This window comes from Pseudoalteromonas sp. Angola-7, assembly GCF_028599255.1.
Taxonomy (GTDB): Bacteria; Pseudomonadota; Gammaproteobacteria; order Enterobacterales; family Alteromonadaceae; genus Pseudoalteromonas; species Pseudoalteromonas atlantica.
On record NZ_JAQREL010000004.1, the window covers coordinates 341,784 to 368,051 of the forward strand.

Annotated in this window: 22 protein-coding genes; 15 read left to right on the plus strand and 7 right to left on the minus strand. The window is 40.8% G+C overall.

The genetic code is table 11. The features are described from left to right. Window positions 1–19 precede the first annotated feature (19 nt). Window positions 20–499 (plus strand): hypothetical protein, encoded by a 480-nt coding sequence (locus PSH50_RS08595; protein ID WP_273586574.1) that lies wholly within the window; start codon window positions 20–22, stop codon window positions 497–499. 22 nt (window positions 500–521) lie between these two features. Further along, window positions 522–1,121, plus strand: a complete 600-nt coding sequence (locus tag PSH50_RS08600; RefSeq protein ID WP_273586575.1) for a DUF1287 domain-containing protein — start codon at window positions 522–524, stop codon at window positions 1,119–1,121. Between the two features lie 2 nt (window positions 1,122–1,123). On the opposite strand, the gene yfaE is transcribed toward PSH50_RS08600, so the two are convergent. The 5 genes from yfaE to ubiG form a co-directional block, all read right to left on the minus strand. Next, window positions 1,124–1,396, minus strand: coding sequence for a class I ribonucleotide reductase maintenance protein YfaE (gene yfaE, locus PSH50_RS08605; RefSeq protein ID WP_004587862.1), 273 nt, complete (start codon window positions 1,394–1,396; stop codon window positions 1,124–1,126). Beyond that, window positions 1,396–2,526: a class Ia ribonucleoside-diphosphate reductase subunit beta gene (nrdB, locus tag PSH50_RS08610; protein ID WP_273586576.1), complete on the minus strand. Its 1,131-nt coding sequence runs from the start codon at window positions 2,524–2,526 to the stop codon at window positions 1,396–1,398. Before nrdB ends, yfaE begins: the two co-directional genes overlap by 1 nt. A 73-nt stretch (window positions 2,527–2,599) precedes the next feature. Then, window positions 2,600–4,882 (minus strand): class 1a ribonucleoside-diphosphate reductase subunit alpha, encoded by a 2,283-nt coding sequence (gene nrdA, locus PSH50_RS08615; protein WP_054982452.1) that lies wholly within the window; start codon window positions 4,880–4,882, stop codon window positions 2,600–2,602. A 1,067-nt stretch (window positions 4,883–5,949) separates the two neighbouring features. Further along, on the minus strand, window positions 5,950–6,630 hold the full coding sequence (locus tag PSH50_RS08620; RefSeq protein WP_273586577.1) for an HAD family hydrolase: 681 nt from the start codon (window positions 6,628–6,630) through the stop codon (window positions 5,950–5,952). Continuing rightward, window positions 6,630–7,340 (minus strand): bifunctional 2-polyprenyl-6-hydroxyphenol methylase/3-demethylubiquinol 3-O-methyltransferase UbiG, encoded by a 711-nt coding sequence (gene ubiG / locus PSH50_RS08625; RefSeq protein ID WP_004587866.1) that lies wholly within the window; start codon window positions 7,338–7,340, stop codon window positions 6,630–6,632. The genes PSH50_RS08620 and ubiG overlap by 1 nt, the downstream gene beginning before the upstream one ends. A gap of 178 nt (window positions 7,341–7,518) precedes the next feature. On the opposite strand from ubiG, the gene gyrA reads away from it, so the two are divergent. From gyrA to PSH50_RS08675, 10 genes are all read left to right on the plus strand, one after another. After that, window positions 7,519–10,218: a DNA topoisomerase (ATP-hydrolyzing) subunit A gene (gene gyrA / locus PSH50_RS08630; protein ID WP_054982454.1), complete on the plus strand. Its 2,700-nt coding sequence runs from the start codon at window positions 7,519–7,521 to the stop codon at window positions 10,216–10,218. A 110-nt stretch (window positions 10,219–10,328) separates the two neighbouring features. Then, window positions 10,329–11,411, plus strand: coding sequence for a 3-phosphoserine/phosphohydroxythreonine transaminase (serC, locus tag PSH50_RS08635; protein ID WP_024034095.1), 1,083 nt, complete (start codon window positions 10,329–10,331; stop codon window positions 11,409–11,411). After that, a complete protein-coding gene (aroA, locus tag PSH50_RS08640; protein WP_248442460.1) occupies window positions 11,411–12,688 on the plus strand; it encodes a 3-phosphoshikimate 1-carboxyvinyltransferase in 1,278 nt (425 codons plus the stop codon). The genes serC and aroA overlap by 1 nt, the downstream gene beginning before the upstream one ends. A gap of 107 nt (window positions 12,689–12,795) precedes the next feature. Further along, a complete protein-coding gene (gene cmk / locus PSH50_RS08645) occupies window positions 12,796–13,506 on the plus strand; it encodes a (d)CMP kinase (RefSeq protein ID WP_004587870.1) in 711 nt (236 codons plus the stop codon). A gap of 95 nt (window positions 13,507–13,601) precedes the next feature. After that, window positions 13,602–15,269, plus strand: a complete 1,668-nt coding sequence (gene rpsA, locus PSH50_RS08650; protein ID WP_004587871.1) for a 30S ribosomal protein S1 — start codon at window positions 13,602–13,604, stop codon at window positions 15,267–15,269. Window positions 15,270–15,334: 65 nt separating this feature from the next. Beyond that, window positions 15,335–15,622, plus strand: a complete 288-nt coding sequence (gene ihfB, locus PSH50_RS08655) for an integration host factor subunit beta (protein ID WP_004587872.1) — start codon at window positions 15,335–15,337, stop codon at window positions 15,620–15,622. Window positions 15,623–15,643: 21 nt separating this feature from the next. Beyond that, window positions 15,644–15,925: a lipopolysaccharide assembly protein LapA domain-containing protein gene (locus PSH50_RS08660; RefSeq protein WP_004587873.1), complete on the plus strand. Its 282-nt coding sequence runs from the start codon at window positions 15,644–15,646 to the stop codon at window positions 15,923–15,925. Window positions 15,926–15,927: 2 nt separating this feature from the next. After that, window positions 15,928–17,064, plus strand: coding sequence for a lipopolysaccharide assembly protein LapB (gene lapB / locus PSH50_RS08665; protein ID WP_004587874.1), 1,137 nt, complete (start codon window positions 15,928–15,930; stop codon window positions 17,062–17,064). 46 nt (window positions 17,065–17,110) lie between these two features. Further along, window positions 17,111–17,815, plus strand: coding sequence for an orotidine-5'-phosphate decarboxylase (gene pyrF / locus PSH50_RS08670; protein ID WP_273586578.1), 705 nt, complete (start codon window positions 17,111–17,113; stop codon window positions 17,813–17,815). Between the two features lie 91 nt (window positions 17,816–17,906). Next, on the plus strand, window positions 17,907–18,281 hold the full coding sequence (locus tag PSH50_RS08675) for a hypothetical protein (protein WP_004587876.1): 375 nt from the start codon (window positions 17,907–17,909) through the stop codon (window positions 18,279–18,281). 249 nt (window positions 18,282–18,530) lie between these two features. Here the strand turns inward: PSH50_RS08675 and PSH50_RS08680 are convergent, their stop codons facing one another. Together PSH50_RS08680 and PSH50_RS08685 are read right to left on the minus strand one after the other, a co-directional pair. Beyond that, window positions 18,531–19,361 (minus strand): S1 RNA-binding domain-containing protein, encoded by an 831-nt coding sequence (locus tag PSH50_RS08680; protein WP_273586579.1) that lies wholly within the window; start codon window positions 19,359–19,361, stop codon window positions 18,531–18,533. A 2-nt stretch (window positions 19,362–19,363) separates the two neighbouring features. After that, the gene (locus tag PSH50_RS08685; RefSeq protein WP_273586580.1) at window positions 19,364–20,689 is read right to left on the minus strand and encodes a DEAD/DEAH box helicase; all 1,326 of its coding nucleotides are present in this window, start codon (window positions 20,687–20,689) and stop codon (window positions 19,364–19,366) included. 198 nt (window positions 20,690–20,887) lie between these two features. On the opposite strand from PSH50_RS08685, the gene PSH50_RS08690 reads away from it, so the two are divergent. The 3 genes from PSH50_RS08690 to PSH50_RS08700 all read left to right on the plus strand — a co-directional run bounded on the left by PSH50_RS08690 (window position 20,888) and on the right by PSH50_RS08700 (window position 26,249). Then, complete coding sequence (locus PSH50_RS08690; RefSeq protein WP_138685112.1) at window positions 20,888–21,895, plus strand: rhodanese-related sulfurtransferase; 1,008 nt, start codon at window positions 20,888–20,890, stop codon at window positions 21,893–21,895. Between the two features lie 254 nt (window positions 21,896–22,149). Beyond that, window positions 22,150–23,166, plus strand: a complete 1,017-nt coding sequence (locus PSH50_RS08695; RefSeq protein ID WP_264389579.1) for an efflux RND transporter periplasmic adaptor subunit — start codon at window positions 22,150–22,152, stop codon at window positions 23,164–23,166. A gap of 2 nt (window positions 23,167–23,168) precedes the next feature. Next, entirely contained in the window at window positions 23,169–26,249 is a 3,081-nt protein-coding gene (locus PSH50_RS08700; protein WP_273609516.1) for an efflux RND transporter permease subunit, read from the plus strand. Window positions 26,250–26,268 lie beyond the last annotated feature (19 nt).

A 26,268-nucleotide genomic window follows, 5' to 3' on the forward strand; every position in this document is an offset into this window, starting at 1 on the left:
TTTTAATGAGGTTTGGAATATGGATATATTAACCGCAATCGAGCAATGGATTGATGAGGTAAATCATAAATATAAATACAAACGGGTGTGCTGTACTCAATTTGCAGCACAGTTTGCAGGTTTTTACCCAACTGAATTTTTGAAAAATGCCTTTTATGTTGTAATCGATGAAATACCCAAGCCCGATTTTGCTGCTTTACGTGCCATGGGGCTGGGTGATTTTATTGATATGAAAGTCAGCGGCATAACTTATAAAAATACTTACTACTTGTTGCCGACAAGTGTTGATAACTTGCGCGTACATTTTCATGAATTAGTGCATGTATTGCAGTGGCAAAATCTTGGTGCTTTAGCCTTTATAGAGCGCTATATGAATGAAATTAAGCACTTTGGTTATCACAATGCACCGCTTGAAATTATGGCTTATTCGCTCGATACTCACTTTATAAATTCAGGCGAGGAAATAAATGTGCCTGAGTATGTACTGGATGCATTATAAATTTTTTTACAAGGAACAGAAGATGGCTAACGTATGGTTATATTTTAGTGTATTAGCGCCTTTTAGTGCGTTAGCAAATTCATTTGAAGACATAACTGCTGCATTAATACAGCGAACAACACACCAAGTTACGTATGATGGGAGTTATCGTTCAATAAGTTACCCAGGTGGTGACGTGCCAAGTAATATTGGGGTGTGTACCGATGTGATTATTCGTGCTTATCGCCAGTTAGGTATAGATTTACAACAGTTAGTACACGAAGACATGCGTGACAATTTTACTCTGTACCCTTCAAAGCGTATTTGGGGACTGACCAAACCCGATAAAAATATAGACCACCGCAGAGTGCCTAACTTACAAACCTACTTTAAAAGACAGGGTCGTGCGTTAGTATTATCTGATAGCCCTGAAGAGTATAAAACAGGTGATATAGTGACTTGGATGTTACCGGGTAACCTGCCACATATAGGGATGGTAGTTAATGAGCGTTCAGTACAAACTGGCAATCCAATAATTGTACATAACATTGGGCGTGGGGCAGAAAAAACCGATATGCTTTTTGATTATAAAATCACGGGGCACTACCGGTTTGAACCACAGCATTTGAATAAAACGCAGTAAATTTATTTTAAATTAATACTTATATTACCGTTTGGCTTACAGCAGCACAGCAGTATTTCCCCCTCGCGTACAAACGCTAAAGGCTCTTCGTTATAGTGCACTTGGCCAGAGACTAACGTGGCTCTGCACGCGCCACAATAACCTTCGCGGCATTGATAAGCTACGTCTATTTTTTGGTTTTCTAAGCAATGTAAAACAGAAGGGCAGCCAGTGCTAAATTCGATACACTGGCTGTTATCTGCAAGCGTTATACTTGCAGTTGGTTTGTCACTCATTATAAATCAAAGTCACCAAATTCTGAGGCATCTACTTGTGAGTCAATTTGACCTACAAGGTATGAGCTAATTTCAGCTTCTTGCGGTGCAACTTGCACGTTGTCAGAGACAAGCCATGAGTTGATCCATGGAATTGGGTTACTGTTGTTTTCAAATTGCGCAGGCAGGCCAATGGCGGTCATACGTGCGTTGGTGATGTATTCAACATACTGACATAAAATGTGTTTGTTTAAACCAATCATAGAGCCATCTTTGAATAAGTACTCTGCCCATTCTTTTTCCTGCTCTGCGGCTTCAACAAACATTTTAATGGCTTCTTCACGGCACTGCGCGGCAACAATCGCCATTTCAGGGTCGTCTTTACCATCTTGCATAATGTTTAAAATATGCTGCGTACCCGACAGGTGAAGCGCTTCATCACGTGCGATTAGCTTGATGATTTTAGCGTTACCTTCCATTAATTCACGCTCAGCAAAGGCAAACGAACACGCAAAGCTGACATAAAAACGAATGGCTTCAAGAATATTTACCGACATCATGGCAAGGTAAAGTTTCTTTTTAAGATCAAATAAGCTAATCACAACGGTTTGACCGTTAATTTCGTGCTTGCCTTCGCCATACAGGTTATAAAGCGACACGCCATTGATTAAATCATCGTAGTAGGTGGTTACCGCATCAGCACGTTCGCTAATTTTTTCGTTACTTACTATGTCGTCAAAAATAAGTTCTGGTGACTGTGTAACGTTACGAATAATGTGGGTGTAAGAGCGACTGTGAATAGTTTCACTAAATGCCCACGTTTCTATCCATGTTTCTAGCTCAGGAATAGACACAATAGGGAGTAGGGCAACGTTTGGCGAGCGGCCTTGTACACTATCAAGCAGCGTTTGATATTTTAAGTTACTTAAAAATATGTGCTTTTCGTGCTCTGGCAATGCTTGAAAGTCTAAACGGTCTTTACTTACGTCTACTTCTTCTGGACGCCAAAAAAACGAAAGTTGCTTTTCAATCAATTTTTCAAAAATAGGGTATTTTTGTTGATCGTAACGCGAAACGTTAACGGTTTGGCCAAAAAACATTGGCTCTTGCATTTGATTATTATGGTTACGACTAAAAGTAGTATAAGACATGTCTATCACTCAAAAAACTATCACTAAAACTATCAGGACAAAGCGGGCAAAGAGCCCGCTTTAAGTTTAACTATTAAATTTTACACGCGCCGCCTGCACAATCATCATCTTCCACTTCTGGAGTGTCGTCTTGTGCATCTGATGCGCCATCGCGGGTGTTATGGTAGTAAAGTGTTTTAACACCAAGCTTGTATGCACCTAGTAAGTCTTTTAATAAGACTTTCATAGGTACTTTACCGCCTTCGTATTTGTTTGGATCATAATTAGTATTGGCCGAAATAGTTTGGTCAATAAACTTTTGCATTATGCCCACTAACTGTAAGTAACCATCGTTTGATGGAATATCCCACAGTAGCTCGTAGTTATCTTTTAAGCGTTCGTACTCAGGAACTACTTGTTTTAAAATGCCGTCTTTACTTGCTTTAACGCTAATGTGACCACGTGGTGGCTCAATACCGTTAGTTGCGTTAGAGATTTGCGACGATGTTTCTGAAGGCATTAATGCGCTAAGTGTTGAGTTACGCATGCCGTGCTCTTTAATGCTGGCACGTAACGAATCCCAATCTAAGTGCAGTGGCTCATCACAAATTTTATCTAAGTCACGTTTGTACGTATCAGTTGGCATAATACCTTGAGAGTACGTTGTTTCGTTAAACTTAGGACACGCGCCACGCTCTTTAGCAAGCTCGTTTGATGCCTTCATTAGGTAGTATTGAATTGCTTCAAACGTTTTGTGAGTCAATGCATTAGCACTGCCATCTGAGTAACGCTTACCATTTTTAGCGAGGTAGTAAGCGTAGTTAATTACGCCTATTCCTAACGTACGACGGCCCATAGTGGCATTACGTGCAGCCGGTACTGGGTAGTCTTGGAAATCAAGTAGGTTATCAAGTGCACGTACTGCAAGCTCTGCAAGCTCTTCAAGTTCATCAAGTGACTCAATAGCGCCTAGGTTAAATGCAGATAGCGTACAAAGTGCAATTTCGCCTTCTTCATCGTTTACGTTATTTAACGGCTTAGTTGGCAATGCAATTTCTAAACATAAGTTAGATTGGCGAATTGGCGCCACTTTAGAAATAAACGGGCTGTGCGTATTACAGTGATCCACGTTTTGTAAATAAATACGACCTGTGCTGGCACGCTCTTGTGCGAACATTGAGAAAAGCTCAATCGCTTTAATACGCTTTTTACGAATAGACTCGTCTTGCTCGTATTTTACGTATAACGCATCAAACTCGTCTTGGTCTTCAAAGAATGCATCGTAAAGGCCAGGCACATCTGATGGGCTAAATAACGTAATGTAGTCGTCTTTAATTAAACGAGAATACATTAGTTTATTAAACTGTACGCCGTAATCTAAATGACGAACACGGTTATCATCAACACCACGGTTATTTTTAAGTACCAGTAGGTTTTCTACTTCTAAATGCCAAAGCGGGTAGAATAACGTTGCAGCACCGCCACGTACGCCACCTTGCGAGCAGCTTTTAACCGCTGTTTGAAAGTGCTTATAAAAAGGAATACAACCTGTGTGGTACGCCTCGCCATTACGGATATGGCTACCTAATGCACGAATACGGCCGGCGTTAATACCAATACCTGCACGTTGTGAAACGTACTTAACAATGGCAGATGATGTGGCGTTAATTGAATCAAGGCTGTCGCCACATTCAATAAGTACACACGAGCTAAACTGACGCGTAGGCGTACGCACACCCGACATAATTGGCGTAGGTAAAGAGATTTTAAACGTTGATACTGCATCGTAAAAACGTTTGATGTAGTCAGTACGTGTTTCGCGCGGGTAGTCAGAGAATAAACTCGCAGCCACTAAGATATATAAAAACTGGGCGCTTTCGTAAATCTCACCCGTTACGCGGTTTTGTACTAGGTATTTACCTTCAAGCTGCTTTACTGCTGCGTAGCTAAAGTTAAGATCGCGCGAATGATCAAGATAAGCATCTAGCTCATCAAGCTCTTGCTCTGTGTAATCAACGAGTAAATGAGCGTCGTAGCGTTTGTCTTCAACCATTTTTGTAACATGATCAAATAAACGTGGTGGCTCAAACTGGCCATACGCTTTTTTACGTAAGTGGAATACAGCTAAGCGGGCAGCTAAGTACTGGTAGTCAGGCGACTCTTTTGAAATTTGATCGGCTGCTGCTTTAATGATGGTTTCGTGAATGTCTTTTGTACGAATACCGTCGTAAAATTGAATGTGTGACTTTAATTCAACCTGTGAAACCGATACGTTGTTTAAACCTTCGGCGGCCCATTCAATAACGCGATGGATCTTATCAAGATCTAGAGGCTCTTTACGCCCGTCACGCTTGCTTACAGATAACTGTTGGTTCATAGCTTTGCCTGTATTCCTTGGGAATTGTGTATTTTGACCAATGCTTTATACCTCGCTAAAGCAAGGTACGTATTCATTTATTATAAGTTTCACCGTATTGGCGAATTTAATTGAATAACATTTGGCCACAATATCTGGTGTTGTTCAATTTAGAGATCACAAGATAGTGTGGTCTGAGCTGATTTGCAAGGGACATAATTGCCCCTATTTGTGGATAACTTTGGGATAACGTATTTGTGTTAGTAGTCACTCACCTTCGAACAATCATTTAAGTTGAAATAGCTAAAAATCAACTAATGATCTGCTAAATTTATGCATTTTGAAAATAAATTTCGACTGCTTTTTTTATCATCAAGCTTTGCATAAAAACTAACACAATCACAATATGTAGTGTTTAAAAATTTACATGGCACTATATATGGTTTTAGTGGGCTACCTAAGAGAATTGTTTTGACTGAGTGATCTAACAATTTCAAAAAAAAAAGCATAATCAAAGCTAAGAAATAGAAATGGGCTAAAAAATAGCCCATTTAAATTTAAGCAAACAGCATGCTGCTGAATGTAAGAATTTTAAAAATAGTTATTATCGCACTCTCTGAAATTTCTATAGACAAACTGAATTTCAATTTTAATTTTCCTAAATCTGAAGTTAGTCACTTGCCGATAATATAAGAATAAGTTACGCTCAAATTTCCACAATTAGGCGCCTTTCTAAAATTTTGGCAAGTGTCTTTGCTGATATCATATTCCAGTTTTGAATGTGATATCAGCCCCTCCACTTAGTTGAAATATCAACTCCATCAAAGTGTTAATAAAACTTTAATCCTGCCTGTGCTGATTTGCAAGGGACATAACTGCCCCTATTTGTGGATAAGTCTAGGATAAAATAATTGTGTTAGTAGATACTTACCCGTAAACAATTACTTGGTTTAGGTGTTTAAAAAGTAAACTAATGTTCTGCTGAATTTATGCATTTTTAAAATAAATTTCGACTGCTTTTTTATCATCAAGCTTTGCATAAAAACTAACACAATCACAATATATAGTACTTAAAAATTTACATGGCACTATATATGGTTAAAAGCATCAATAGGGGTGTGCCAGTTAAAATCGGCTTCCCAGCCCTTGGCCTCATCAATACTTGGTATATAGCCCCAAAGGGCTGTTGCTGTGTGCATACCTGCGGCTTTACCTGCTTCTATATCACGTTGAGCATCACCTATGTATAAACAACGCTTAGGATCTACGTTCATCAGTTTTGTACAGTGTAGTAAGGGTAAAGGTGATGGCTTAGCCTCGGTGAGGGTATCGCCACTGATCACAACGTGTGCATTTTTTAAAGCGGGTATAGCAGCCACTAATGGATCGGTTAAAAACCCTGGCTTATTAGTCATTATTCCCCATTTTATACCTTGGTTATCAAGGGCTATGAGTAATGATTCTATACCTTCAAAGCAGCGGGTGTGTGTCGCTAGGTTTTGGCTGTAGTGGCTGACTAATTGTTTTATTCGTTCAGTTTGTGGTTGCGATGCCCATTGCGCTTTAAAGCCAAGTTCAAGTAGTGCGCCGGCGCCATTAGACGCTACTTTTTTATAAGCTTCAGGCGTAACTTGCGCAACACCTTCACTTTTAAGTACAGCATTTAAAGCAGCACCTAAATCGTCTGCTGTATCAAGCAAGGTGCCATCTAAATCAAATAAGAAAGCGTCGTACTCAAAAGGAGTTAAGGGGGTATGAGAGCTAGCCATTATGCTAACTTCTCAAAATGAAGAATGTAATTAACACTCACATCTGTATTTAATGAATACTGCTTAGAAAGCGGGTTGTAACCCAGGCCAGCACTGGCACGTACTTTTAAACCGGCTTGTTCAGCCCATGCAATAAGTTGTGCAGGTTTGATAAATTTGTTGTGATCGTGTGTGCCCTCAGGCACCATTTTTAACAGCTTTTCAGCACCTACAATAGCAAACAAATAAGCTTTAGGTGTTTTATTTAGGGTTGAGAAAAACACATCAGCCCCTGGCTTGGCAAGCTCTGCGACTGCATGAATAATAGAAGCAGGATCAGGTACGTGCTCTAGCATTTCCATACAGGTTATTACATCAAAGCGAGCAGGGTGCTGGGTTGCAAATTCTTCTGCAGGTACTTTTATATAGTCAACATTTACACCGGTTTCTAGGCTATGAAGCTTTGCTACGGTGAGTGGCTCTTGCCCCATGTCTATACCGGTTACGTGTGCGCCCATGCGTGCCATGCTTTCGCTAAGAATGCCGCCACCACAGCCTACATCGAGTGTTTCTTTATCAAATAAGCCTTGGGTTTTGTTAGCCACAAAGTCTAATCGTAATGGGTTAATTTCGTGAAGAGGTTTAAACTCTCCGTCTTGGTCCCACCATCGCTCTGCAATGGCTTCAAATTTTGCTATTTCTGCGTTATCTACATTTTGATGTTCGGTCATAAAATACTTCCTCGTCAATCTGAGGCCATTATATAGGGCTAAATTGATAAATCGCAAAGTTTTGCGCCTGTAAATTTAAATTAATTGTGATAGCATGGTCGCTTAGAAATAATAACAAATACTCTTGGCGCCTAATACCGGGTTGCTAAGAGCTGATACTGAAGGAATGTGATATCAAATGACTGATCTCGCCAATGAAATTCTGCCAGTCAATATTGAAGACGAGTTAAAAAACTCCTACCTTGATTACGCAATGAGCGTAATTGTAGGACGTGCATTACCAGACGTACGTGATGGTTTAAAACCTGTTCACCGCCGCGTTTTGTTTGCAATGAACGAGCTTAGTAATGACTGGAATAAGCCTTACAAAAAATCGGCCCGTGTGGTCGGTGACGTAATCGGTAAATACCACCCACACGGCGACAGTGCAGTTTATGACACCATCGTGCGTATGGCACAGCCATTCTCACTACGTTATATGCTTGTAGATGGCCAAGGTAACTTCGGTTCGGTTGATGGTGATTCAGCAGCGGCAATGCGTTATACAGAAGTACGTATGGCAAAAATGTCGCATGAGTTATTAGCCGATCTTGAAAAAGAAACGGTTGATTTCGTTCCTAACTACGACGGTACCGAACAAATTCCTGACGTTTTACCAACCAAAGTGCCTAACTTGCTCGTTAACGGTTCATCGGGTATTGCGGTAGGTATGGCAACAAACATTCCACCTCATAACTTAACTGAAGTGGTTAATGGTTGTTTAGCGCTTATTCAAAACCCTGATTTAACGATTCATGAATTAATGGATTACATTCCGGGTCCTGATTTCCCAACGGCTGCCATTATCAATGGTAAAAAAGGCATTGAAGATGCTTATTTAACCGGCCGTGGTAAAGTGTACATGCGTGCACGCGCCGACATCGAAACCGATGAAAAAACAGGCCGCGAAACCATTATCGTGCACGAAATTCCTTATCAGGTTAACAAAGCACGCTTAATTGAAAAAATTGCTGAGCTTGTTAAAGATAAAAAAATTGAAGGCATTAGCGCACTACGTGATGAATCAGATAAAGACGGTATGCGTATTGTTATTGAGATCAAACGTGGTGATGTAGGTGAAGTTATCCTCAACAACTTATATTCACAAACTCAGTTACAAACTGTGTTTGGTATGAATATGGTTGCATTAATTAACAACCAACCTAAGTGTTTCAACTTAAAAGAAATGCTTGAAGAGTTTGTTATTCACCGCCGTGAAGTGGTTACACGCCGTACCGTATTTGATTTACGTAAAGCGCGCGACCGTGCTCATACCCTTGAAGGTTTAGCAATTGCGCTTGCCAACATCGACCCAATTATTGAGTTAATTCGTAAATCGCCAACCCCAGCAGAGGCTAAAGTGGCCTTAACAGCTCGCCCATGGGATTTAGGTAACGTACAAGCTATGCTTGAAAAAGCAGGCGAAGACAACGTAGCACGCCCAGATTGGCTGGCAAGTGAGCTGGGTATTCGCGATGGTCAGTACTATATTTCTGAGCAGCAAGCACAAGCAATTCTTGATTTACGTTTACACAAACTAACCGGTCTTGAGCATGAAAAAATCTTAGCAGAGTACCAATCGCTGTTAGATTTAATTGCTGAGCTATTACACATTTTAGCTAGCCCTGAGCGTTTAATGGAAGTTATTCGTGATGAGTTAGTTGAAATTAAAGAGCAATATGGTGATGAGCGTCGTACAGAAATTAACGCGGCAGCACACGATATTAGCCTTGAAGATTTAATTAACGAAGAAGATGTTGTTGTGACCCTGTCGCACGAAGGTTACGTTAAGTATCAGGCATTGTCTGATTACGAAGCACAGCGCCGTGGTGGTAAAGGTAAGTCAGCAACGAAGATGAAAGATGAAGATTTCATTGAGCGTCTTTTAGTGGCTAATACCCACGATACCATTTTATGTTTCTCTACTGCGGGTCGTTTGTATTGGCTTAAAGTATACCAGTTACCACTGGCTAGTCGCGCCGCTCGCGGTAAGCCAATTGTTAACTTACTGCCACTTGAAGATGATGAGCGCATTACTGCTATCTTACCTGTACGCGAGTACGAAGAAGATAAATACATTTTCATGGCAACTGCATTTGGTACTGTGAAGAAAACACCACTAACGGCATACAGCCGTCAACGTGCAAGCGGTATTATTGCGGTAAACCTTAACGAAGGCGATAGCCTAATTGGGGTTGATATTACCGACGGTAGCAACGAAATTATGTTGTTTACTGATGCAGGTAAAGTTGTACGCTTTAAAGAAGCGGAAGAGTCTGCTGTTGTTGATGAAAACGGCAACCCGGTACTCGACGAAGAAGGCAACCCTGAAATTCGTTTCAAAGGTGTTCGCCCTATGGGTCGTACTGCTACCGGTGTTCGTGGTATTAAAATGGCCGACGACCAACGCGTAGTGTCGTTAATTGTGCCTAAGTCTGACGGTGCTATTTTAACTGTGACTGAAAATGGTTACGGTAAACGTACTCAACTTGAAGATTACCCATCTAAGAGCCGTGCAACACAAGGTGTTGTATCTATTAAGGTGAGTGAGCGTAATGGCGCAGTAGTTGGCGCTGTACAAGTTGACGACAACGACGAAATAATGATTATTTCAAACCGTGGTACGCTAGTACGTACCCGCGTTAATGAAGTATCGACGGTTGGACGTAACACCCAAGGTGTTATTTTGATCAGAACTATTGACGAAGAGCAAGTAGTTGGTTTACAACGTATCGAAGAGATTGAAGTTACAGACAGTGACTTAGTTGATATTGAAGACGTTGAAACGGTTGATACAGTAAATGAAGAAGCAACGGATGATAATCCACCTTCTGAATAACTGAAATTGAAAAAGCGGCTAAGGCCGCTTTTTTTAATCATGTTGAAAAAAATTAATAATCCTTTTTTGTTTATCAAAAGAGTTTAAATTACTGGAATGAGGCAAAGGTAATGAGTAAATATAATTTTTGTGCGGGGCCAGCTATGCTTCCACAAGCTGTTATGCAAAAAGCACAAAAAGAATTTTTAGACTGGCAAGACTTAGGCGTATCTGTGATGGAAATAAGCCATCGTAGTAAAGATTTTTTAGCGCTTACTGCAAAATGCGAAGCCAGCCTTCGTCGTTTAATGAACATTAGCGATGAATTTGAAGTGTTATTTATGCATGGTGGTGGCCGCGGTCAATTTAGCGCTGTGCCTTTAAATTTACATCAAAATGGTAAAACAGCGGTTTACTGCGAGAACGGCGTTTGGTCTAAAAGTGCCACTGATGAAGCTAATAAATTTACTCAAACCCACTCAATCAACGTTAGAAATGACGCAAACGGGCTGTTTTCTATAAAAGAAGTGGCGCAGTGGGAGTTACCTGCAGATGCATCTTACATTCACTACTGTCCAAATGAAACGGTAGACGGATTAGAGATTTTTGATGTGCCTAGTCACCCAACAGCGCCTATTATTGCTGATATGTCGTCGACTATTTTGTCGCGCGAAATTGACGTAAATAAATTTGATTTAATTTATGCCGGTGCACAAAAAAATATAGGTCCATCAGGTATAGCTATTGTTATTGTGCGCAAAACATTACTTGAGCGTGAAGGTTTAGCTAAACCAGGCATTTTAGATTACGCACTTGAAGCAAAACAAGGCAGCATGTTTAATACACCGCCTACTTTTGCATGGTATTTAGCGGCCGAAGTATTTGAATGGCTAGAGCAAAACGGTGGCGTTAAGGCAATGGAAGCACAAAATATTGCTAAAGCTAAGCTGCTTTATGACTTTATTGATGAATCGCCTTTTTATACTAATAAAGTAGCGACGCATTGTCGTTCGCGTATGAATGTACCGTTTTGGCTAAACGATGAAAGCTTAAACGAAAAGTTTGTAACGCAATCTAAAGAAGCCGGCTTACTTGCCCTAGAAGGACACAGAATTGTAGGCGGTATGCGCGCAAGTATTTATAACGCAATGCCACTTGCAGGTGTGCAAGCCTTGGTTGACTTTATGGCGGCATTTGCACAGGAGCACAGCTAATGGAACAACTTCGTTTAGAGCCTATTTCTCGTGTAAATGGCAGTGTTACCTTACCAGGGTCTAAAAGCCTATCAAACCGTATTTTATTATTAGCAGCGCTGGCTCAAGGGACTACCGTTGTTGAAAACCTGCTAGATAGCGATGATATTCGCCATATGTTGGGTGCATTAAAACTACTAGGTGTTAACGTAACGCTTAATGATGATCGCACTGTGGCAACCGTAGAAGGGGTTGGCGGTGTATTTAAAACCCCAAGTGACCCTTTATTTTTAGGCAATGCAGGTACTGCTTATCGTCCTTTAACCGCGGTACTCGCTGCTGTAGCTGGGGAATATGAGCTTATAGGTGAGCCGCGCATGGAAGAGCGCCCAATAGGGCACTTGGTCGATGCGCTACAAGCACTTGGCGGCGATATTACCTACACAAAACATAAAGACTACCCACCGCTAAAAATAATTGGTGGGCAAATTAAAGGCGGTACTGTTGAAATTGATGGCAGTATTTCTAGCCAGTTTTTAACAGCATTGCTAATGGCTGCCCCTTTATTTAGTGGTGATACGCAAATTACCATTAAGGGTACTTTGGTATCTAAGCCTTACATTGATATTACGTTAGATGTAATGGCGCGTTTTGGGGTGACAGTTGAGCACAGCGACTATACAACATTTAAAGTTAAAGGCGGCCAACAATACCAATCACTAGAGCGAATTATGGTGGAGGGTGATGCATCATCAGCGTCTTACTTTGTTGCGGCAGCGGCCATTGCCGGTGGCGAAATTGAAATTAAAGGCGTGGGCGCTAAATCAGTTCAAGGTGATATTGGTTTTGCTAAAGTGATGGAACAAGTTGGCGCTGAAATAAAATGGTATGACGAGCGTTTAGTTGTTCGTAAAGGTGAATTAAAAGGTGTAGATATTGACGCTAACGCTATCCCTGATGCGGCAATGACACTTGCTACGGTTGCTTTATTTGCTAAAGGGCCTACGGCTATTCGCAATATTTATAACTGGCGTGTAAAAGAAACTGACCGTTTATATGCAATGGCAACTGAGCTTCGTAAAGTGGGTGCCGAGGTTGTAGAGGGTGAAGATTTTATCGAAATTACACCACCGAGTGCATTCAATGATGTGGCTATAGATACGTATGACGATCACCGTATAGCGATGTGTTTTGCAATGGTTGCCGTAGGCGGAAAGCCTATTACAATCAACGATCCTAAGTGTACATATAAAACTTTTCCAACCTTTTTCAAGGTTTTAGCATCAGTGAGTGAGTAGGCTTTTTATAAATAATTATAAAAAGTTACACACTAAAGCGGATCTATTTGCAGAAGTGACGTATAATATCGCGGTTTTATTTAGGTGTGCATTGCAGGAGGTTTTAAATGCAGGCGTTATTAATGCCCGTAATCACCGTTGATGGCCCAAGTGGTTCAGGTAAAGGAACTGTTTGTCGCTTGTTAGCCGACAAATTGGGGTGGGATGTATTGGATAGCGGCGCAATTTACCGTGTATTATCCCTTGCCGCACTTCATCACCAAATAGCATTAGACAACGAAGAAGCGCTTGTCCCGCTTGCTGCAAACTTAGATGTGCAGTTTTTGGTTGATAGCCAAACTAATGCTGGAAAAGTTATTTTAGAAGGCGAAGATGTAACCTCGACAATTCGTAATGAAGAGGTTGGGGCAGCTGCTTCAAAAGTGGCTGCATTACCGCGTGTACGTGAAGCGTTACTTCGACGCCAGCGTGCGTTTAAAACCGAACGGGGCTTAATTGCTGATGGCCGAGATATGGGCACCGTGGTTTTTCAAGACGCACCATTAAAAATATATTTAACCGCTAGTGCACAAGAACGCGCGCGCAGACGTTATGTTGAGTTGAATGAGCGCGGCCTTGATGTTACACTAAGTGGTCTATTACAGGACATTCAAGCTCGTGATGAGCGCGATATGAATCGCACCGTTGCGCCGCTTGTTCCTGCTGATGATGCAATTGAAATAGACACAAGCGAGCTTAACGCTCAGCAAGTGTTTGATAAAGTTATAACTTTAGTAGATATTGCTATCTCACAAGGCAAGCTTCCTAAACGAAGCTAAACACATTTTATGCACCAGCAGGACGCCAGTGCTATTTTAACAACCCCATGCAGCATGGTTGCTTATTGGTATTAATATATGAGACGTATATTCGTATGTCAGAAAATTTTGCGCAGTTATTTGAAGAAAGCTTAAAGGGTTTTGAAGCAGAGCAAGGCTCTATTGTTAAAGGTACAGTAATCTCAATCGAGAATAACATTGTACTTGTAGATGCTGGTCTTAAATCAGAAAGTGCTATCCCTGCAGAGCAGTTCAAAAATGCTGCTGGTGAACTAGAAGTTGCTGTAGGCGACGAAGTAGATGTTGCACTAGATGCAATCGAAGACGGTTTCGGTGAAACTATCCTTTCTCGTGAGAAAGCGAAGCGTCACGAAGCGTGGATCCGTCTTGAGAAAGCATGTGAAGAGCAAGAGACTGTTACTGGTGTTATCAACGGTAAAGTTAAAGGCGGTTTCACAGTTGAAGTTGATTCAATCCGTGCTTTCCTACCTGGTTCACTTGTTGATGTTCGTCCAGTACGTGACACAACTCACCTTGAAGGCAAAGAGCTTGAATTTAAAGTAATCAAGCTTGACCAAAAACGTAACAACGTTGTTGTTTCACGTCGTGCAGTTATCGAATCTGAAAACTCACAAGAACGTGAAGAGCTTCTTGCTAACCTTGTTGAAGGTCAAGAAGTTAAAGGTATCGTTAAGAACCTTACTGACTACGGTGCATTCGTTGACCTTGGTGGTGTTGATGGTCTACTACACATCACTGATATGGCGTGGAAGCGTGTTAAGCACCCTTCAGAAATCGTTAATGTTGGCGACGAAATCGCAGTTAAAGTTCTTAAATTCGACAAAGATAAAACTCGTGTATCTCTAGGCCTTAAACAGCTTGGCGAAGATCCATGGGCAGCTATCGCTGGTCGTTACCCAGAAGGTTCTAAGCTTTCTGGTCGTGTAACTAACCTTACTGATTACGGTTGCTTCGTAGAAATCGAAGAAGGCGTTGAAGGTCTAGTTCACGTTTCTGAAATGGATTGGACTAACAAGAACATCCACCCTTCAAAAGTTGTTTCACTAGGTGACACTGTTGAAGTTATGGTTCTTGAAATCGACGAAGAACGTCGTCGTATTTCTCTTGGTCTTAAGCAATGTATTGCTAATCCTTGGCAGGAATTTGCTCGTCTACAAAACAAAGGCGACCAAGTTACTGGTAAGATCAAATCAATCACTGACTTCGGTATCTTTATCGGTCTTGACGGTGGTATTGATGGTCTTGTACACCTTTCAGACATTTCTTGGAACACGCCTGGCGAAGAAGCTGTACGTGAATTCAAGAAAGGCGACGAAATCACTGCTATCGTATTGCAAGTTGACCCAGAGCGTGAACGTATCTCTCTAGGTGTTAAGCAAATCGAAGCTGACCCGTTCAATAACTACCTTGATGCAAACAAAAAAGGTGCTATTGTTAAAGGTAAAGTGACTGAAGTTGATGCGAAAGGCGCAACTGTAGAGCTTATCGAAGGCGTTGAAGGTTACATCCGTGTAGCTGATATCGCTCAAGAGCGCGTTGAAGATGCAACAACTGTTGCTTCTGTAGGCGACGAAATCGAAGCTAAATACGTTGGCGTTGATCGTAAGAACCGCACTTTAAGCTTATCTGTTAAAGCTCTTTTCGAAGCAGAAGAGAAAGAAGTACTAGAGAAGCTTAAGAAAGAAGAGCCAGTGTTTGAAAACGCAATGGCAGCTGCTTTCGCAAATGCACAAAAAGACTAATTACTAATTAGTTTTTAATTGGAAGGGCAGTTTTGCCCTTCCACTATTCTCTTTAAGGAAACGCTATGACTAAGTCAGAACTGATAGAAACACTTGCCGAACAGCACGCACACGTTCCAGTGAAAGATGTTGAAAATGCAGTAAAAGAAATTCTTGAACAAATGGCCGGCTCATTATCTACTTCAGATCGTATTGAGATCAGAGGTTTTGGTAGTTTCTCTTTGCATTACCGCGCTCCTCGCACAGGTCGTAATCCTAAGACTGGCGATACAGTAGAGCTTGATGGTAAGCATGTACCTCATTTTAAACCAGGCAAAGAATTACGCGACCGCGTAAACGAGAGTATTGCCTAGTTAACCAGTTGGAGTAGTTACTTGTTTAAGGTATTAAAAATTATTCTGGTTGTACTATGCCTATTTTGCGCATTTTTATTGGGTTCTCAAAATCCACAATTAGTACAAATCAATTATATTATTGCCAGTAATACCTTGCCACTCGCTGTAATAATAAGTATCTGCTTTATACTGGGTGTAATAATAGGGTGTTTTATTAGCTTTAAATTGTTTTCTAAATTAAAGTGGCAAAATTACCGCTTAAAAAAACAATTAGCGCCAGAAAAAAATAATAGTAAGCTTATTGCTAATAAAGACACCTAATCATGATTGAGCTTTTGTTTTTACTACTGCCTGTTGCTGCCGGTTATGGCTGGATTATGGGCAAAAATAGTGCAAAAAACCAAGCTCATCAACTCAACCGCCAAATCACTTCAGAATACAGTAAAGGCTTAAAGTTTTTACTAGACAGAGAAGAAGATCAGGGCTTAGAGCACCTAATAAACCTATTAGAAGTGGCTGCTGACTCTGTTGACCACTACTCAACTCTTGCTACCATGTTTCGCCGAAGAGGTGAGCTTGACCGCGCAATAAAAATTCATGAACTCCTTTTAAAACACCCAAGTTTAAATGAACAACAAGCCGCAGCTAGCCGTCTAGAATTAGCCGAAGATTATATTATGGCCGGCTTATTAGACGGTGCAGAAGAGCATTTAGTGTGGCTTGTTAAAGCTGGGCATGAACAAGCACTTGACCCAATTATTACTTTATACTCGCAAACCCGAGAGTGGGAAAAGGGCATTAATATGTTCGAAGCCCATAGTGAGTTATTCGTTAAAGAGCAGCATTTTAAAGCAATTGCTAATTTTTACAGCGAAGCTGCCTTAAGCGAAAATAAACCGCAATTAATGAACAAAGCCATTAGCTTAAATTACAAAGCGGTTCGCCCTTTGTACGAATTAGGGTTATCGGCTTACACAAGTGAAGACTACGTAAAAGCAATTTACTATTGGCGTGAACTCGTTTGCCAATTTACGTTATTTGCGCCTTTGTTTATTGACCAGCTTGCACATAGTTATAAGCAGTTAAATTTAACACATCAGTTTCATGATTTATTATGTGACTTGCTCGATAAAGGTGGGGTGCTAATAAAAATAAAACATTGCCAAGCACTGTTAGAGCAAGGAAATACTAAACAGGCATTTGAGTTTTTAACCGACAGCTTAAAACGTCAGCCTACAATTCGAGGTTTTAGTTTTTTACTACAGCTAATGGGTGATAAAAATCCAAATACCAAAGAAGTACTTGATGAAATTGATAAGCTAGTTACGTCGTATATAGCTACAAAACCAGACTTTCAATGCCAACATTGTGGTTTTACAAGCCACACTATTTATTGGAACTGCCCATCTTGTAAACATTGGGAAACCATTGTGCCAAGTAGAGGCCTAGACGGATTTTAATAACCCCCAACTATTTATAACTTTACTGCCATTCATTAGGATAGTTATGTCTTTAGAAGATACAAAAAAAGTTCTTATTGCCCTAGATTACGATTCACAAGACGCGGCTCTTAATTTTGTAAAAAAACTCTCACCAGATACGTGTCGCTTAAAAGTAGGTAAAGAAATGTTTACTTATTTTGGCCCTGCATTCGTTAAACAGTTAATCGATTTAGGCTTTGACGTATTTTTAGATTTAAAATTTCATGATATCCCTAATACAGTGGCAAAAGCGGTCACCGCAGCGGCTAATATGGGCGTTTGGATGGTAAACGTTCATGCATCAGGTGGTTTTGAAATGATGAATAAGGCAAAGCAGGCACTTGAAAAGTTTGGTGATAAAGCACCTTTATTAATAGCAGTGACAGTGCTAACCAGCATGGACGAAGCTGAACTAAAGCGTTTGGGTGTTGAAAAATCAGCGCAAGATCAAGTTATTCATTTAGCTAAATTAACAAAAGAAGCAGGGCTTGATGGCGTAGTATGTTCTGCCCAAGAAGCGAAAGCGCTAAAAGCACAATTAGGTAGCGAGTTTAAGCTAGTTACTCCAGGCATTCGTCCGGCTGGTAGTGATGTGGGTGACCAAAAACGCATTATGACACCTAAGCAAGCTATTGAAGCGGGTAGCGATTACTTAGTGATTGGTAGACCGATCACACAATCGTCAGATCCGGTACAAACTTTAACTGATGTTAATAAATCACTAGTTTAAGTTAACAAAAAGCAATTATTTAGTGCTAAACCCCTTTTATGAATACATTTTTATGCTACATTAGTACTAAGAATGCAGTAAGGGGTTTATTTTGAAGTTAATTTTTGGATCTATTTTAATTGTTGTTGCAGGTTTTTCAGTAAATAAATATGTTTTTTCTAGTAAAGCTTATGATGGAGTAGCGACGATTACTGACTTAGTCGCAAATTACCCTGTCGATTTATTTGAATTTAAGCAAACCATGCATGGCTACGCACACCACTTATGCTATAAAAATGAAGAGCGCTTAACGCGCCAAAACGTAACTACGTCAGATTGCATTTCAAATCACGACGACAAACAAAGTGAATGTGAAAATAAAGTATTTAGGCTGGCGCCACTCAGTTTAGAAACCAAAGCTGAGATACTTGATTATTCAAAGCAATATACAGAATGTACGTTGCCGTATAAGCGTATTATGGGCTAATGCCTGTTAGTAATTCCCTAATTATTTTTGAAGGGTAAACCTAGTGTTAGGTTTGTTTAAAAAATTTTATTTACGCGAAGGTGAGGGCAGAGAATAGGGCAATATAAGTACCATTAGCGATAATAGCTAAATAACTTTTTTGTTCATCAAAACGTTTTATCATCTATGAATAATCATTTAATTAAACTATTTAGAAAAAATTTAATTATAAGCGCCAACATAATGTTAGCGCTTATAAAAAGTGTACAACTATTTTAAGCGGATAGATTTGGCTTCTATGTCTATCAAGCCTTGCTTAAATAAACCACCAATAGCTTTTTTGTAGTTAGCTTTACTGGTTGAAAATACTTTTTTGATAAGCTCAGGCTCAGATTTATCACCAATGGCTAGTATGCCGCCTTCGTTTTTAAGCTTTTCCATTATTTTATCGCCAAGTTCACTTACTTTACCCATGCCTGGCTTTTCAAGTATAACGTCGATTTTTCCGTCTTCTCGTACTTTTTGAACAAACCCTTTAAGCTTTTGCCCTACAAATAAGTTTTTAAATACCATGTTGTAAAACACAACACCAAAGTGAGACTCTTCAATAAGCACTTTGTAGCCAATATCTGTTTTACCAGCAACAATTAAATCAACTTCTTGAAGATGAGTGTACTTAGGCTCATCTTTTGATAAAAAGCGATTAAAGTTGCTTGATGCACAAATACGTTGGCTCGCATTATCTAAATATAAGCGAACTAAGTAAGAATGACCTTCTTGCATACGTGGTTTTTGCTCGTTAAATGGAGCTAAAACATCTTTCTCTAGTCCCCAATCTAAAAAAGCGCCAATGCTATTTATTTCTTTAACACGAAGCAGTGCGTATTCACCTACTTGGGCATGGGGTTTTTTTACTGTTGCTGTAGGTAAATTGGCATTATCTAAAAAGATAAAAACGCTTATGCTATCGCCAGCTTCAAGTTCATCTTTAATTTCGTGTTTTGGTAAAAACACTTCCCCTAAATCGTGGCCATCAAGGTAAGCACCTTCATTGCTCACTTCTTTTACAAATAAGGTTTGTGTTGTTCCTAGGTAACTCATAATTATTCCTGCTCAGGCTTTTTTTTACGGCGCATTGGTGAATTGCCATCAATGTTCATCGGGGCTTTTATAGGTGCAGCTGGTTTTTTAGGTTTTGCCTTGCGTTTAACTTGCGGCTTTTTCACCTGTGCAACTTTTTTAGTTTTTACAGCAGCTGTTGCAGGCTTTTTCTCTTTTATACCTTTAAATTTAGCTTTAAGGCCATCCACGCTTGCAAAAACCAGCTCGTCGTTCAAAAACGACTTAATTGCTAAGTAGCTTGCCCAGTCTTTAGGGCCTACTAGCGATAATGCATTACCTTTAAATCCGGCGCGGCCTGTACGACCTATGCGGTGTACATACTCTTCAGCGTGTTTTGGTAAATCAAAATTGATTACATGCGTTACACTTAATAAGTCCAATCCTCGCGAAGCAACATCAGTGGTGATCAAAATTTTAAAGTTTTCGCGGCTAAACGAGTCCATGATCTCAAGGCGTTTGCTCTGTGTTAAATCGCCAGCTAAAGCCACCGATTTAAAAGCTTTTGCATTTAATGCTTCACTTAAACGGCTGGTATCGGCACGGGTTGCTGTAAATATAATACATTGGCCAACATCATCTTGTTTTAAAAAATGCTCAAGTAACGCTTCTTTATGATCAAGGTGATCGGCTAAATAGAGTGTTTGTTTAATATCACTGTGTTGCTCGTTAGCGGCGCTCAGTGTAATTTGTTTTGGCTTTTTTAATAAATTACGCGAAAGGGCATCTACTTGAGCGTGATCTAGTGTCGCTGAAAACAACAATGTTTGGCGCAAGCGGTGATTAGCTTGCTCGTTAATCATTTTCAGCTGTTCAGTAAAACCTAAGTCTAAAATACGGTCGGCTTCATCAAAAATTAATAGCTCTAACCCGCTTAATTGTAATGAGCGTTTTGTGATGTGATCGGCCAAACGCCCAGGGGTTGCCACAACAAAGTGCGGGTCGTTACGAAGGGCTTTAATTTGATCGTTAAAGTTCTCGCCACCGAGTATTTTTACAGCTTTAATGTTTGTGCCCGCAATTAATAAACGCAATTGCGTAAATACTTGCGTTGCAAGCTCACGGGTTGGTGCAACGATGAGGACACGTGGATCGCGTTTACTGAGCGCTTTTTGTTTCATAACTCGCTGAACAGCAGGTAATAAAAACGCTAATGTTTTGCCCGACCCAGTTTTAGACTGAGCAAAAATGTCATGCCCTGCAAGTGCGGTAGGCACTGCATGTGCTTGAATATCTGTGGGCTGGGTGATCCCTTGATGTGCTAATTGTGTTTCAAGGCGAGTATCAATCCCAAGATCAGTAAAGTGCAAAGTCGTGTTCTCCAATGTGCAACTTAAATTAATGGCCGCATTATAGCTTACACAAGGGTTATGCCGACAGTAAAAACCATTCTAACGCGCTATTTTTTGCAATTAATTATAAAAAGCGTAAAATACGCGCCCCATATGCGCCGGATTTACGATTCGGTAAACGCCACTTAAGGCTATCAAAGCAAAATAGGAAGTAAAATGACTGCTGTTCATAAAGATGATGTAACAAACGAGCACTTTGTAGTGTGTGCAATGTACAAATTTGTAGGTTTGCCAAATTTTGAAGCGCTACGTAAACCCCTTTTAGATGTGATGGAAGCAAACGAAGTACGCGGTACTTTATTGCTTGCGGCTGAAGGTATTAACGGTACTGTATCAGCTAAGCGCGAAGGAATAGATAACTTACTTGCGTGGTTAGACACACAAGAAAACCTAAAAGACATAGTGACTAAAGAATCATTCGATGATGAATGCCCGTTTTACCGCACTAAAGTAAAGCTAAAAAACGAAATTGTTACAATGGGCGTTGAAGGGGTTGACCCACTAAAAGTAGTGGGAAGCTATGTTAAGCCTAAAGAGTGGAATGCATTAATATCAGACCCTGAAGTGATTTTGATTGATACACGTAACGATTACGAAATTGAAATTGGCACTTTTCAAAATGCAGTCGATCCTAATACCAAAACTTTCCGAGAGTTCCCTCAATGGGCTAAAGAAAATTTAGACCCAGAAAAACACAAAAAAGTAGCCATGTTTTGTACCGGTGGTATTCGCTGCGAAAAATCAACGGCTTACATGAAAGAGCAAGGGTTTGATGAAGTTTACCATCTTGAAGGCGGTATTTTAAAATACCTAGAAGAAGTGCCAAAAGAAGAAACAATGTGGGAAGGTGAGTGTTTTGTTTTTGATAATCGTGTAGCAGTAAATCATGATTTACAAAAAGGCTCTTACGATCAATGTCATGCGTGTCGTATGCCGATTACAGAAGAAGAAAAGCAAAAGCCAGAATACATGGAAGGTGTTTCGTGTCATCACTGTATTGATAATGTAACCGATGAGCAACGTGCTCGTTTTGCTGAGCGTCAAAAGCAAATAGAATTAGCACAAGCACGTGGTGAAGGGCACATTGGTAATGAAGCGCAAGCGGTTTTACAACAACGTAAAGAAGCTAAAAAAGCACAAAAAGAAGCCCAGCGCGGTAAATAATCTTTAACTACCTATTATCTACATAGCCCAGTTTATACTGGGCTTTTTTATTTATATAGCCACTTTTTAGTTTAATCCTGCCTGTATTTGTATAAATGCTTAGTCTTTAGGCGCCTTTTTTCAAAGATTAATTGGTTTTACCAATTTAATTTCATCTTGTAGTTTTGCTAATTTATCGTTCTATCCTACCTATTGATCAATCAGCTGTTAGACTTCGTAAGGTAATGGAAATAATAATTAATTAAGGTGTTACTTTGAAATCGCAAAACTTTTTAATCGGTGTGCTTAGTTCGCTGCTGTTTTTCAGCGTTCCTGCAATGAGCGCGAACGTTGTTGTACAAAAAATTGCCCTCGAAAGTGCTAAACAACAAGTGCAAGCGGTAGGAAATACAGAGGCAATACATTCGGTTGTAATGTACCCCGCAGTAGGCGATAGAGTAACAGGCGTTTTTTTTAAGCCAGGTGATAAAGTAAAAAAAGGCGATACTTTACTCGAACTTGATTCTCGTAGGCAAAAAGCAGCGCTTGATGAGGCTAAAATTAAACTTGCCGACACCCAGCGAATACTAAAACGATTAGAACAAAGTCAGGCCAAAGGCGCAGTGCCTAAAAGCGATGTTGATGATGCTAAAACCGTTGTAGAGCTTGCCAAAGTCACTCTCATACAGGCCCAAACTGAGCTTGAAGACAGAAAAGTAATTGCGCCAATAAATGGCATTATGGGTTTAACAGATGTTGAGGTAGGCGATAGAATAACCGAGCAAACACCCATTGCCACAATAGATGACACAACAAGCCTGTACATAAATTTTAACGCACCGGAGTCGGCTATCAGTATGCTGCGTAATAAAAGCAGCTTAACGGTGTTTCCTTGGCAATCAGACACTGCCATTAACGCTGATATTGCCTATTTAGACTCACGCGTAGACCCACAAACTCGTACTTTACGTGTTAAAGCCAAGCTAAATAATGAAAAACAACAATTTTTACCTGGTATGAGCTTTAGAGTACATATTGAAGTGTTAGGCGAGCATTTTGCTGCAGTTCCTGAGGCTGCATTACTGTGGGGTGCAACAGGCCCGTATGTATGGACCAGCGTTGATAAAAAAGCCACACGTGTTGATGTAAAAATAGAGCAGCGCTTGGCGGGGCGATTATTGGTTTCTGGGCCGTTAAATAAAGGCGATATTTTAGTAATTGAAGGGGTACAACGCTTACGTGCAGGTCAAGAGCTAAGCTTTAATTTACCCGCGCAAGATACGCAGGAGTAGGTATGAAACAGCAACCTATGATGCAAGACTTACCCTCAATGGCGATTCGCCGCCCAGTACTTATTGTGGTGCTTAACTTATTAATTATTATTGCAGGTATTGCCGCTATTGCGGGTGTTGAAGTAAGAGAGCTTCCTGATGTAGATAGACCACGTATTACGGTTTCGGCGCCATTTCCTGGCGGCTCGCCTGAGACCGTTGATACCGAAGTAACCAGCAAATTAGAAGGCGCAGTAGCGCGTGTAAGTGGCGTTAAATCAATACGCGCACAAAGTGAAGAGGGAAATGCACGTATTGTGGTCGAATTTAGACCAGGCATAAATTTAGATGACGCCGCGAATGAAACGCGTGAGTCTGTTGCACGTGTAGAGCGAGACCTTCCAGAGGAAGTAGAGCGTGTTTCTATTATTAAAGCCGACAACGACGCCGAAGCAGTTGTATCTCTGACTGTTTCAAGTGAAAGTTTCTCGCTTGAAGCACTTACCGAGCGTGTAAATGTTGACTTAGCGCCGCAATTTTTAACTATTCCGGGTGTCGCAGATGTACGCTTAAACGGAGATAGAGAACGCGTATTAAGAGTACGAATAGACCCGCTAAAACTAAGTAGCTTTAATTTAACAGTGCCCGATGTAGCACAAGTGCTTAGCCAAGCACCGTTTGATGTGCCAGCAGGGAGTTTAAAGTCAAACGATCAGCAAATTATTGTACGTGCCGATGCAACCTCTATTACTCCAGATCAAGTTGGCGATATTATAATACAAGGCGATACCCGAATTAGTGATATTGCGGCTGTGTATTTTGGCCCTGCCGATCCGCGCTCTATGGTAAGGCTAAACGGTAAGCCCGTTATTGGTATGGAAATTATTCGACAAGCTCAATCAAATACAATTGAAATATCAGATGAAGTGCTCAAGCTTATTACAAGCATGCAAACGCGCTTTCCAGAAATGGAATTTACACTTACCTCCGATGACGCACAATTTATAAGAAGCTCAGTAGATGAAGTAATTTACTCTTTATTACTTACAGTATTGTTAGTGATTGTGACTTTGTGGGTATTTATTGGCTCTTGGCGCGCCACTTTAGTGCCTGCTTTTGCTATTCCTGTTGCCTTAATAGGTTCTTTAGCACTTATATGGGCACTGGGTTTTTCAATAAATATTTTAACCTTGTTGGCGCTTGTATTAGCCACAGGCTTAATTGTTGATGATGCCATAGTAGTAAGTGAAAATATTCAGCGCCAGCGGGGGCTAGGTTTAGGGCGTCGGGCAGCTGCTGTAATAGGCACGCGCGAGGTGTTTTTTGCTGTTGTAGCAACCACGGCTGTACTTGCCGCTGTATTTATACCTATTGCGTTTTTACCCTCTACTGCCGGTCGCTTATTTAGAGAGTTTGGTGGAGTACTTGCCGGTGCGGTAATTATATCAAGCTTTGTGGCACTTTCATTAGTGCCTGCTCTTACCTCCAAATTAAAGTTAAAGCAGGGCGGTTTTCACCCATTTGCTAAACTAGGCCATTGGTTGGGTGGTATTTATACAAAAACAATTCATAAAGTGCTTAACCATGCATGGCTTACGTTTGCGCTCTGTTTATTGGTTGCAGCAGGCTCAGGGGCGTTGTACGCCAGTTTAGACAGCGAGCTTTTGCCCACAGAAGACCGAGGAAAAATTCGTATATTTGCACGTGGCCCAGATGGTGTAGGGCTAAACTTTATGGATAGGCAAGCGATAAAAATGGAAGATATTTTACTTCCGTTTGTCGATAGCGGCGAAATTGAGTCTATTTATACTGTGGTAGGCCAATGGGACCCTAATATTGTGTTTATTACTGTGCCATTAAAGCATTGGGATGAGCGCCATTTTAGCCAACAAGAAATTATTAATAAGATACGCCAGCCACTTGGCGATATTCCAGGAGCACCGGCTTACCCAGGTGGGGCTAATAGTTTAAATTTACGAGGCCAAGGGGGAGGCGTTGAAATAGCGTTGCTTGGGCAAGATTATTTGCAAATATTTAAAGCGGCTCAGCAGTTTTCTGCGGCATTAGAAAAAGCCGTTCCTGAGGTGGCACCTGTGCGTATTTCTTATCAGCCATCGCAACCACAACTAAGAGTAAATATAGACAGACGCCGTGCACAAGAGCTCGGTGTATCGCTAGACGACATTGCCATTACCTTGCGCGCAGCAATAAATGGCGACGATGTAGAAGATTTAAACATTGGCGATCAGTCTGTGCCAATTATACTCCAAGCGCAAAACCAAACCATAAACAGTCCAAGTGATTTGGCTAATTTATACATCAGAGCGGGTAATGGCAGTTTAGTACCATTAAGTAGTGTGGCGTATATTTCTGAAGAAGGCGTGGCTGCAGAGCTTGAACGTCATGCCCAGCGCCGCTCTATAGAGCTCAGCATGGAGTTGCCAGAATCGTTAACCATTGCTGCTTTAGTAGAGCAAATAAAAACGGTGTCTGAGCAGTCGTTAGAGCCAGGTATTGCACTTGCGTTTAAAGGCGAAGCGCTAACGTATGAAGAAACATCCAGCGAAGTACTTGTAACTTATGTACTTGCTTTTTTAATTGTATTTTTAGTATTGGCTGCTCAATTTGAAAATGTAAATAGTGCCATTGTGGTTATGATAACCGTTCCCTTTGGTATTACCTCGGCCATATTAGCGCTTTATTTAACCGGCACATCGTTAAATATCTACTCTCAAATTGGTTTAGTGATGCTGATAGGCTTAATCGCTAAAAACGCAATTTTGCTTGTTGAATTTGCAGACCAATTACGCGATCAAGGTTTAACGGTCAGAAAAGCAGTTGAGCAAGCTGCGCTGGTACGTTTACGCCCAATTACGATGACCCTTATATCTACTCTACTTGGCGCATTGCCGTTAATTCTCTCTACAGGCGCAGGGGCTGAGGCCCGAAATGCAATTGGCTGGGTGGTGTTTGGCGGCTTAGCACTTGCGGTGTTGTTTACGCTTTACCTTACTCCGGTAATTTACTTAGGCTTAGCACGCTTTACCACGCCAAGGGGGGATGAATCTAAGCAGCTCGCACAAGAGCTTGAAAAAATAGACTAACCTTAAAGCCATGCCCAGC